10 protein-coding genes (1 of these 10 running past the window's edge) are annotated in these 10044 nt (G+C 60.7%); 8 read left to right on the forward strand and 2 right to left on the reverse strand.

Translation table 11 applies throughout. The features are described 5' to 3' along the window. Positions 1-87: 87 nt before the first annotated feature. The 6 genes from VKS22_17220 to VKS22_17245 are packed head-to-tail and all read left to right on the forward strand — an operon-like array spanning position 88 to position 6513. Positions 88-1092, forward strand: coding sequence for an aldo/keto reductase (locus VKS22_17220; GenBank protein HLW72349.1), 1005 nt, complete (start codon positions 88-90; stop codon positions 1090-1092). Between the two features lie 50 nt (positions 1093-1142). Further along, positions 1143-2570, forward strand: a complete 1428-nt coding sequence (locus VKS22_17225) for an amidohydrolase family protein (GenBank protein ID HLW72350.1) — start codon at positions 1143-1145, stop codon at positions 2568-2570. Positions 2571-2590: 20 nt separating this feature from the next. Continuing rightward, on the forward strand, positions 2591-3886 hold the full coding sequence (locus VKS22_17230; GenBank protein ID HLW72351.1) for an amidohydrolase family protein: 1296 nt from the start codon (positions 2591-2593) through the stop codon (positions 3884-3886). Further along, positions 3883-4278, forward strand: coding sequence for a hypothetical protein (locus VKS22_17235; GenBank protein HLW72352.1), 396 nt, complete (start codon positions 3883-3885; stop codon positions 4276-4278). The genes VKS22_17230 and VKS22_17235 overlap by 4 nt, the downstream gene beginning before the upstream one ends. A 3-nt stretch (positions 4279-4281) precedes the next feature. Next, positions 4282-5337: a phosphotransferase family protein gene (locus tag VKS22_17240; GenBank protein ID HLW72353.1), complete on the forward strand. Its 1056-nt coding sequence runs from the start codon at positions 4282-4284 to the stop codon at positions 5335-5337. Positions 5338-5394: 57 nt separating this feature from the next. Next, entirely contained in the window at positions 5395-6513 is a 1119-nt protein-coding gene (locus VKS22_17245) for a hypothetical protein (protein HLW72354.1), read from the forward strand. Between the two features lie 18 nt (positions 6514-6531). Here VKS22_17245 and clpP read toward each other — a convergent pair whose 3' ends face one another. Both clpP and VKS22_17255 read right to left on the reverse strand, forming a co-directional pair. Beyond that, complete coding sequence (clpP, locus tag VKS22_17250) at positions 6532-7134, reverse strand: ATP-dependent Clp endopeptidase proteolytic subunit ClpP (GenBank protein HLW72355.1); 603 nt, start codon at positions 7132-7134, stop codon at positions 6532-6534. A 79-nt stretch (positions 7135-7213) separates the two neighbouring features. Continuing rightward, positions 7214-8023: a mechanosensitive ion channel family protein gene (locus VKS22_17255; protein HLW72356.1), complete on the reverse strand. Its 810-nt coding sequence runs from the start codon at positions 8021-8023 to the stop codon at positions 7214-7216. 88 nt (positions 8024-8111) lie between these two features. Here VKS22_17255 and VKS22_17260 point away from each other — a divergent pair, with 88 nt between their 5' ends. Both VKS22_17260 and VKS22_17265 read left to right on the forward strand, forming a co-directional pair. Then, complete coding sequence (locus tag VKS22_17260) at positions 8112-9755, forward strand: alkaline phosphatase family protein (GenBank protein HLW72357.1); 1644 nt, start codon at positions 8112-8114, stop codon at positions 9753-9755. A 120-nt stretch (positions 9756-9875) separates the two neighbouring features. Beyond that, on the forward strand, positions 9876-10044 hold the 5' end (the start) of the coding sequence (locus VKS22_17265; protein HLW72358.1) for an SRPBCC family protein. It continues 266 nt past the right edge of the window; only the first 169 of its 435 coding nucleotides appear in the window; it begins with the start codon at positions 9876-9878; its stop codon lies off the right edge, out of view.

Here is a 10044-nt window from a genome sequence, read left to right on the forward strand (position 1 = left end):
TGGTTTGCGAGGCGGCGAAAACGGCGATAGCCTTTCATGCGGTCGGCGATAAAGCGCGGCAGATGAGCGCGACCTAAGGAGTAGAGCGTGGAATATCGGGCATTCGGCAGTACGGGTATCCAGATCTCCGCGATGGGGTTCGGATGCTGGGAGATCGGCGGCGGCTACGGCAGTATCGAAGAGGACGGCTTCATCAAGGCGATCAACCGCGCCCTCGACCTCGGCGTCAACAGCTTCGACACCGCCGAAGCCTATGGCATGGGGGCGTCGGAAAAATCGCTGGCGAAGGCGCTGGGCAAGCGCCGCAAGGAAGCCGTCATCACGACCAAGTTCGGCGTTGGTTACGCGGAAGCCAAGGACAACAATTTTCGCGACAGCAGCCGCAAGCGGGTCACCGAGTCAATCGAGAAGAGCCTCAAGGCGCTCGAGACCGACTACGTCGATGTCTATCTGATCCACTGGCCCGACCGCTCGATTCCGTTCGAAGAGCCGATGCGCGCGCTCGACGATTTGGTCAAGGCGGGCAAGGTCCGCGCGGTCGGCCTTTCGAACTTCAAGCTGAGCGAAATCCAGAGCTGCATGAGCGTGCGGCGCGTGGACGTCGTGCAGTATTGCTGGAACATGTTTGATCGGCGGATGCAGACCGAGATTTTTCCCTACTGCCGTGAGCAGAAGATCGGCGTGATGGCCTATGGTTCGCTCGCTTATGGGATGCTCACCGGCACCTTCACCGAGGAGATGGATTTCGGCAAGGGCGACTGGCGCAGCAAGCGCGGCCAGCTCATGAATATCAACCTCGCGCAGCATCTGTTTGACTCCGAGCACTACCTGAAAAACCTGCGCGCGGTCGAAGAGCTCAAGACAATGGCGAAGCGCTATGGCAAGAGCCTGCCGCAGTTCGCGTTGCGTTGGACGACCTCGAATCCGATCGTCAGCACAGCGCTGGTCGGATGCCGCAATGCGGGTGAAGTCGATGACAACGTCGGCGCACTCGGGTGGTCTATATCGGATGCCGACATGAAGGAAATCGACGCGATTTTCGCCCGTCACGGCGCGGTCACGATGCCACAGGTCTGGCTGGAAACTCTCTGAGTCGGCCATCCGGGTCGGGAAGAGACGCTTAAGAAAGTTTGAGGTGAGAGATGCCCGTACAGAAATTCCAACCGATGAGCAAAGACTTCGCGACCTTTGACTGCGACGCGCACGTGACGGAGCCGCCGTGGCTGTGGGAGCGCGCCAAGGACTGGCTGACCAAGGACGAGTTCGAAGCGCTCAAAAACACGATCTGGTTTGACCCTGAGAGCGAACAGTTAATCGTTAACGGCAAGGCCGGCGCGGGAATCGGCGCGCAAAAGATTCATGGCACGCCGGGGATCGTCAACGTGCTGGCGCTGGCCGGGCCGGGCCTCAAGCACGATATTCAGCGCGCGTTGAACGTGCGCAACCTCAAGCGCGATACGGCGATCACCGCGGAGCAGGCCGACTACCTCGATCACAAGGGTTCCTACGAGCCCAAGCCCCGCCTCAAGGACATGGACACCCAGGGGATCGATCAGGTGATGATCATCCCGACCGACATCGATACCTATCCGTGGCTGCTGAACGCGCTCGGGGCCAAGGCGATGTGCAAAGCCTACAACGACTGGGCTTATGAGTACTGTCAGGAGAATCCGCAACGGCTGTTCTTTGCCGCGATGCTGCCGATGCAGGATCCGAAATTTGCCGAGCAGGAAGTTTATCGCGTCGCCGCCAAGGGCTGCCGTGTCGGTCTGGTCCGGCCGATCGACGCGATGGGGAACTACCCGATCCAGCCCAAGTACGAACGCGTCTGGGAGGCGATGCAAGATACCGGCATGGTTTACGGGATGCATCCGTTCCCAGCCTTCGGCTCGCTCAAGCCGCCCGGCTACACTGAGCAGCATTCGGGCGCAGAACTGATCGGGCTTGCGGCGTTTACCAGCGGCCTGCCGCACAACTTTCTGGTTAACGTGCAGGACTTTCAGGCGGAAGCGTCACTGTGGGTCGCGGTAGTGCTGATGACCGGGTTCTTCGAGCGCTATCCCAAACTGCGTGCTGCGGTCTTCGAGGCCTCATCGACCTGGTTGAGCTTCGTGCTCGACGAGTGCGACAAGTACTATCGGCTCTATCGCAATGAGCGGCAGTTGCCGCCGCTCAAGCGCCTGCCGAGCGAGACCTTCTTCGAGTACTGCGTCACCGGTTTCGAGGGCGACGAGGCGCCGCCATCGCGCCTGCCGGAATTCTACGAGAACATTTTGGCGTGGTCATCCGACGTTTATCATCACGACGGCGACGACGTCTGGCGGGCGATCGAAACCATGCGCAAGTGCGAGTTGCCCGAGAAATATCAGGCGCAATTCCTCGGCCAGAATGCGCGCAAACTGTACAAAATCGATACGCCGAAAAGCTTCATCCGCGACCGCGTGACCGAGATCGAGCGGCCCGCCTGGTGGCCGACGGAAGAGGAGGTCAAGGCGGCGCTCAAGCCCGAAGCTGCAGTTTCCCGCCAACGCGCCGGATATTCCATGCTCGCCGGCAGCGGCGGACGTTAGGCGGCGGAGCAACGCAAGTCATGGCCAACAAACGCTTTACCGTCTTCGACGCCGATTCTCACGTCGTCGAGCCTGCGGAGCTCTGGACGAAATATCTGGAGCCTGAATATCGCACCCTGGGGAAACATGCCCTGTGGCGCGAAGAAGGCAAACTCGGTTCCTATCTGAAAGTTAACGGCAAGGTCTTTCGAGATACGATGAATTCCAATATCCCGCGCCATGCGATTTGGCGGCCCGGGATGACCTGGGACAAAGTCGGCGAGCTCGATCCGAAGCAGCGTCACGCGCCGACTGCGGGGGCCTCGGAGCCCAAGGCGCGGCTGCGGGATATGGACGCGATGGGCATCGATCAGGCCTTGCTCTATCCGACCTGGTTTGCCGAGGGTTTCCATCTCGTCGAAGATCCGGAGGTCGCCTACGCGCTCGCCCGCGCCTACAACGACTGGATCGCAGATTTCTGCAAGGCCGCGCCAAACCGGCTGTTTGCGGCCGCGATGGTCCCGCTACAGAGCATGGATTATACGGTCGAAGAGCTGCGCCGGATCGGGAAGAACCCAAGCTTTCGCGGCGCCTTCATCCGCCCGATGTTCCTCGAAGGGCACTACTTCACCCATCCGTTTTACGATCCGCTGTGGGCCGAGCTCGAGAGCTTGGGACTGACCGCCGCGGTGCATCCCGCGGCCGGCTTGTGGAACCCTGAATGGACTTCGCACGCGCAATTTTTCGAGAAAGTGAAGGGCCGATTTAACCAGCGCTTCGCGATCGCAGAGGCTGGCGGCGGACCGTCTGCCGGCGGCGGCGGCGGTCAGGGTTTCAATTTCGTCGCGACTCCGCCGCTGGGTCATCCGCTCGCGCCCATCATTTCGCCGTGGCTGGACAATCACATGTTCGTCGCCTCGACGCTGATCGGTTTCACGGTGATGCAGCGCTATCCGAAGATGAAAGTCGTCGTCGCGCACGGCAAGGCGTCGTGGATGGAAGAGGTGCTCGAGAAGATGGAGGCCTCGACCCGGACCTTCCCGCTGCTGCATTTTTATCCTGTGCGCACGGACACCGAGGAGCTCTGGGAAGAAGGCAATGTGATGCTCGGGTTCGACGCCGAGGAACGGCTGATCCAGCGCTTGCCGCATGACTTCGCGGAAAAGATCGTCTGGGGCTCACGCTATCCGCATCACGATACCACCAGCGCGCTCGACGCGATCGATCTGCTGACTCGCGCGCGGGTCGATGAGCCGACGCTGGCGCGGATGTTCGGCGGCAACGCCGCCGCGCAGTTCGGCGTGACCCTCACGCGCACGGCCGAGAACCACGCGTGATCCTGGCGAAGCAGCTCATCAATGAGGTCGCAGCTTCGCTGCGCGGCGTGATCGCGCCCGCGCTCGCTGAACCCTATCCCAAGATCCAGGCCTACATGGCCGCGGTGATTCTCGAATTCGTCGCGCGGCAGGTTGACGAGCGCACCGATATTGCCGACGGCAAACAGGCCGCGATATCCTCGCTATTCAGCGAGCTTGGGCGCCTCGACGATAAACGCCTCGCCGCCGGCGAACTCAGCGAAGCCGGGCTGTGCGAATTGATCGAGCGGCTCTATGCCGAGCGCGAAAAACTCGGCGAAGCGACCTTCACGGCCGCCAACCAGTTGGTCCGGGGCACGCTGCGCAGGCTGCTTGACCAGGAACTCACGGTTGTCGGCAAGGCAGGTGATTGAGCGATGGCCAGCGCTCCGGCGATGCAGGGAAAGACTCCGGCGATGCAGGAAAAAATCGCCGACTACCTTAAGTCCAAGCTGCCCGCAGCGCGCGATCTGACCCTTTCGGAGTGGGTGCAGACCGCGGTCGGCTGGTCGCACGAGATTTACGTCTTCTACGCCAACTGGCGCGAGGACGGCCAGACGAGGCGCCGCGGCTTCTGCCTGCGGGTTGACCCGGGCGTTGGCCTGCTGCGCGAGCTCTCCAGCCTCGAAGAGCAATTTCGCGTGATCAAGGCGCTCGAAGCGACCGCGGCGCCCACTCCCAAAGCTTACTGGTACGAATCTGATCCGGCGTTGCTTGGCGGTCCTTTCCTGATCATGGAAAAGGTTGAAGGCGAAGCCACCAATCCGTGGTCGCGCGCCGGCAAACAGTACTATGCGGAGGCGGCCAAGCGCGGGAAGCTCCCGCGCAGCTTCGTCGAGGCGCTCGCTTCGCTGCACAATCTCGACTGGCGCGCCGCCGGTCTCGATTTCATCGGCGTGCCCGGCCCGGGCAAGGATTTCGCCCTGCGGGAAATCGCCAAGTGGGAATCGCTGATTAACCAGTCGATTCGCAAGCCTGAGCCGGTGTTGACCGAGGTCCTGATGTGGCTCAAGGCCAACGCGCCCGCGGCGCCGCGGCTGGCCTTCGTGCATGGCGCGTATCGCACCGGCAATCTGATCATCAAAGATGATGCGATTGCGGCGATCATCGACTGGGAACTGCAGGTAATCGGCGATCCGATGTACGACGTCACCTATGTGCTGTCGGATTTGAATCGTGAAGGTTCGCCGCTGCTCTCGTGCGTGGTCGAGCATGACCTCTTTGTCAATTACTACCAGCAGCTCACCGGACTGACTATTGATTTCGAGGCTTGCCGCTACTACCAGGTCCTCTACATGATGCGCACCGCGGCTTTCTGGTTGAGCGCGTCGGGACTTTTCGCCGAGGGCCGCAGCAAAGATCTGCGCCTGGCGCGCACTACCTATTCGGTGCCGGTGGTGCTCGACATGGCCGCCAAGGCTCTCGGCTTCTGACACGCGCAGCACCTGTGGAGCGCCGATAAATCGGCCAAGAAATAAGGTGGTAACAAAATGCTAAGTGCGTTCGACGAAATGATGTGCCATCAGTTGCCTGCGACGATGGACCACATTCATACTGACAATCCCGAGTGGACCGAACGCATCTATGTGAGTATCTACAATGTCCGCGACCAGGATACGAGTATCGGTTTTGGCATCGGGCAGTATCCCAACAAAAATGTTCAGGACGGCTTCGCCACCGTGTGGCATCAGGGCAAGCAGTATAATTTCCGCGCCTCGCGGGCGCTGCGGCCCAAAATCGACGAGATCAAGATCGGCCCGCTGGCGGTCGAGACGCTTGAAGGCCTGCGCCGCTTCCGCATGCGTCTGGGCGACAACCCCTCGAGCCTGCGGCTCGACCTTGAATGGATCGCCGCGATGAATCCGCACGAGGAGGAGCACGACCGGCGCGAGAGCGGCGGCAAGGTCGTCCAGGATATCACGCGCTTCGACCAGGCTGGGCGCGTGCGCGGCGTCCTCGAGTTTGGCGGCAAACGGCTCACGCTCAGCGAGGACGCCTGGTGGGCTCATCGCGATCGCTCATGGGGTACGCGCCGTCCCCTGCGGACGGACGCCTCCGACGCCGCGAAACGCACGACCTTTGCGCCATTTCTCTTCAGTTGGTCGGTCGCGCAATTTCCCAACTACGCGCTGCATTGGCGTTTCGTCGAACGCGGTCCGGGCAAATATAGCTACATCAGCGGCGAGAAAGTCGCGCCCGCCGGCCAAGCGATCGATCCGGGCTGGTCGCTCGAGCGCACTGAGCAGGAATTCCGTTGGGACGCCGCCGGGCCGATTCAGACACTTAAGGGCGGCAACATCCGGCTCTTCTTCAAAAACGGCCGGACCCGCGACGTCTCATTCACAACCCACGCGCCGCGATGGCATCTGAAGGGCGGCGGCTACGGCGGTTATCGCGGCTGGTACCACGGCGACCCTAAGGGCAATTACCACTGCGAGCACGAGGTCTGGGATTTAAGCGATCCCAAAGTGCTCGCCGAAGCCAGCACGCTCAGCGACCATTTCATCGAATGGCGCTCAGAGGGTGACGTCGGCTACGGCATCATGGAGTACGGCGTCGGCCCCGGCTATCACAAGTACAAGGAGATTCAGCACCTGCCCACGTTCTGATTCTGGATTCAGTCCTGATTACGGAGTGCGCGGCAGGCTGCGGCCGGCGATCATCTCGTCGATCAGTCCGTACTCGACCGCCTGCGCCGCGCTCAGGAAGTTATCGCGATCGGTATCCTTCTCGATCTTTTTGATCGGCTGACCGGTATGCTGCGCGAGGATCTGGTTGAGCAACTCGTGCAGCCGCAGCGCTTCACGCGCCTGAATATTGATATCCGCCGCCTGTCCCTCGAAGCCTCCGGATAGCTGATGAATCATGATGCGCGCGTGCGGCAGTGAGTAGCGCCGCCCCTTGGCCCCGGCGGCGAGCAGCACCGCGCCCATACTCGCGGCCTGCCCGACGCACAGCGTCGAGACCGGAGGCTTCACGAACTGCATCGTATCGTACATCGCGAGGCCGGCCGTTACCGATCCGCCTGGCGAGTTGATATACATGTTGATCTCTTTTTCCGGATCCTCCGACTCCAGGAACAGCAGCTGCGCCGTCACCACGTTCGCAACGTCGTCAGTAATCTGGCCGCCGACAAAAACGATCCGATCCTTGAGCAGGCGCGAATAGATGTCGTACGACCGCTCGCCCCGCCCGGTTTGTTCGACCACGAATGGTACAAGGATACTCATACGATCGAGAATACTCCCGCGCCGCCCCTCCGCCAACGCCGTCCGGCGCTGACCGCAGTTAGCTGCGCGCTGACTCGCGCTAGCCGGCGCGACGAACCATGTGAGGCTGTTCTGCGGCCGGGTATCCGGCCTCGCCGAAGGTCTCGCGAATCAGCCGGTTGGTGTCGAAATAGACTTGCCAGTAGTGCTGGTTGTTGCAGTAAGGACGCACGGCCAACATCGGTCCAGCCGGGTTGAATTCCAGAATCTCGACGTCCGGCGCCGGATTGCTCAGGATGTTCGGGATCTTGGTCAAGGCCGCTTTCAAGAGCTTAATCGCGTCGTTGGGAACAACCGAATGCGCCAACTGCGCCGTGAGCTCGACACGGCGATAAGGATTAGCCGAGAAGTTCTGAATCGTGTCGCCAAGAATTTTGTTGTTCGCCACGATATTACGCACATTGTCAGGCGCATTGATGGTCGTCACGAAAAGGCCGACCTCTTCGATCGTTCCCGTCACGCCGCCCGCTGTCACAAAGTCTCCGACCTTGAAGGGCTTAAAGATGATGAGAAAAACTCCCGCCGCAAAATTCCCCAGCAACCCGCTCCAGGCCGCGCCGATCGCGATACCGGCGGCGGCGAGAATCGCGGCAAAACTCGTGGTCTGAACTCCAAAAAAACCCAAAATTGCAATAATCAGGAGAATATCGAGCACCACCGAGACGATCGAACAGGCGTAACGCACCAGGGTCGCGTCGGTATGCTCACGATTGAGAACTCGCGCGACCAGCCGCACAGCGACACGGATCAGCCAGCGGCCGATGATCCACATCGCGATGGCGCCGATCACCTGCAGCCCCAGCCAGGTGCCGGTCGCGATTATCGTTTGCAGCGCAACATTGAGCTTCATATCGGCTCCTCTCGATGGAATTCGGCAAAACTATCGTGGCGGCTACTTAAATTGCAATTGAAATGGCACAATCGCACACGGAGGCGCTATGGCAATCCTCGATCAAATCGATACCATCGTGGTCGTCCTGATGGAGAATCGCACCTTCGATCACATGCTCGGCTACCTGAGCCATCCCAGCTACGGCAATCGCACCAACGTCGAGGGGCAATGCGCCGACTCAGTCTGGCTCGAGGGTTTTACCAACGAGTGCAACGGGGTGCGGCGAGCGCCTGCTCGGACTCAACGCCTCGATATGAGTGACGATCCCGGCCACGAGCGGGCCAACTTCGAGATCCAGCTTGGCGCCCGGCTACCTTCGGGTGCCTATCCAATGACCGGTTTCATGCAGAATTACGCGGACGCAGGCGTGCCCGCTACCTCCTACGGCGAAGTGATGGGCTTCCTCACCCCGAACGGAATCCCAATCACCGCGTTTCTCGCTGACCACTACGCGATTTGCGATCACTGGTTCGCCCCGATTCCGACCAGCACGCAGCCCAATCGCCTGATGGCGATGGGCGGCTACACCAAAACCGACAATACCTTTACCGACACCGTGCCCGACCAGGATCTGATTTACGACTGGTGCGAGATCCAGAAGCAGCGCTCCGTCCAATGGCGCGTTTATCATGAGGGCTGGCCCTTCTTTATGGTGATGAATAAGTGGCGCGGCGCGATCCTCGCCGACTGGACGCCGCTCGGAAACGGTCGGTTCCGCGACTTGGACCGGCTCGAGCACGATTTCCAGGATTCGACTTTTCCGCAAATCGTCTTCGTCGAGCCTAAATACACCAGCGACCATTTCAGCTCGGCCATCCCCAGCGACGACCACGCCCCCAGTTCCGTCTCCGGCGGCCAGGATTTTCTGCGCCGGGTTTATGGCGCGCTCACCGCGAATCGCGATCGCTGGCAGCGCACCGTCATGATCGTCACCTACGACGAAGGCGGCGGCCTCTTCGATCACGTCTCGCCGCCCGAACTGACTACTACCGTCGTGAACGCTAAACCCTTTACGACGCTCGGGCTGCGCGTCCCCGCCCTGATCGTCTCACCTTTGGTCAAGCCGGGCAGCCTCTTCAAGGGAATACTCGATCACACTTCGATTCTGAAGTTCATCGGGCAGAAGTTCGGCGATAACGGCTTGTACTCGCCGCAGGTGAACGGCCGCCCACTGGTCGGCAGCGTGCTCGACGTGCTCAACGATCAATTCTGCTGCGTCGAAACGGTGCGCACCGACGCTCCGCAACCGCCCCCCTTCACGCCGACCGACGGCTTCGTGCGCGGCCGCTCGTATCATCCGGTCACCCCGAGCGCCGAAGCCTTCGCTTATGCGCTCAACCGGATGCGCCTTGATGACGGCGAACGTCGGCTCGCCGCGCGGAAATTCCCCGAGCTCGCCGGATTTCTCGCGGCGCAGGATAATCTGCTGTGGGAACTGGCTCAAACGAGCGTCAGGGCGCAGAGGAACCTACGGCTCTCCGCCGATGCGGGCCGGAACCTTGAAATCTTCCTCGAAGATCCCGAGCAGCAGCTCAAACAGGATCCGACGAAGGCGCCCGTGGCTTATGCCAACGTCACGGCCATGGTCAACAAGATGATCGCCGAGGCGCAAGCCGCCAAATCGAACGAAATCAGCGACGCCAACTTCCTGAACTCCCGCCCCACCACCTCGCTCTTCGCAAAGAGCTAAGGGCGTCCGTGAAGATAGCACTACCGACTAGCGAGATTTTTCACATCCGCTTGCCTTTCGGGGTTCTTATCCGAGAGGGACGCGTGCTGCGTTCTTCAAAAAAGAAAATCGGAGGAGATTATGACGACAGTTTACTACAGCACCGTGATCGACCATTCGGCAGATCGAGTTTGGGGTGTCATCCGCGACTTCAACAGCTATCCGGTATGGGTCGAGGGCATCAACGAAAGTCACATCGAGGAGGGGAGATCGGGAGACGCAGTCGGCGCCATCCGGAATTTCGATAGTG

This window comes from Candidatus Binataceae bacterium (assembly GCA_035308025.1).
GTDB lineage: Bacteria > Desulfobacterota > Binatia > Binatales > Binataceae > JAJPHI01.

Bases quoted from the DNA above. Each gene is read 5' to 3' on its own strand.
- VKS22_17240 (HLW72353.1), top strand. From the start codon at position 4,282: ATGGCCAGCGCTCCGGCGATGCAGGGAAAGACTCCGGCGATGCAGGAA.
- VKS22_17255 (HLW72356.1), bottom strand. From the start codon at position 8,023: ATGAAGCTCAATGTTGCGCTGCAAACGATAATCGCGACCGGCACCTGG.
- VKS22_17260 (HLW72357.1), top strand. From the start codon at position 8,112: ATGGCAATCCTCGATCAAATCGATACCATCGTGGTCGTCCTGATGGAG.
- VKS22_17230 (HLW72351.1), top strand. From the start codon at position 2,591: ATGGCCAACAAACGCTTTACCGTCTTCGACGCCGATTCTCACGTCGTC.
- VKS22_17245 (HLW72354.1), top strand. From the start codon at position 5,395: ATGCTAAGTGCGTTCGACGAAATGATGTGCCATCAGTTGCCTGCGACG.
- VKS22_17225 (HLW72350.1), top strand. From the start codon at position 1,143: ATGCCCGTACAGAAATTCCAACCGATGAGCAAAGACTTCGCGACCTTT.
- clpP (HLW72355.1), bottom strand. From the start codon at position 7,134: ATGAGTATCCTTGTACCATTCGTGGTCGAACAAACCGGGCGGGGCGAG.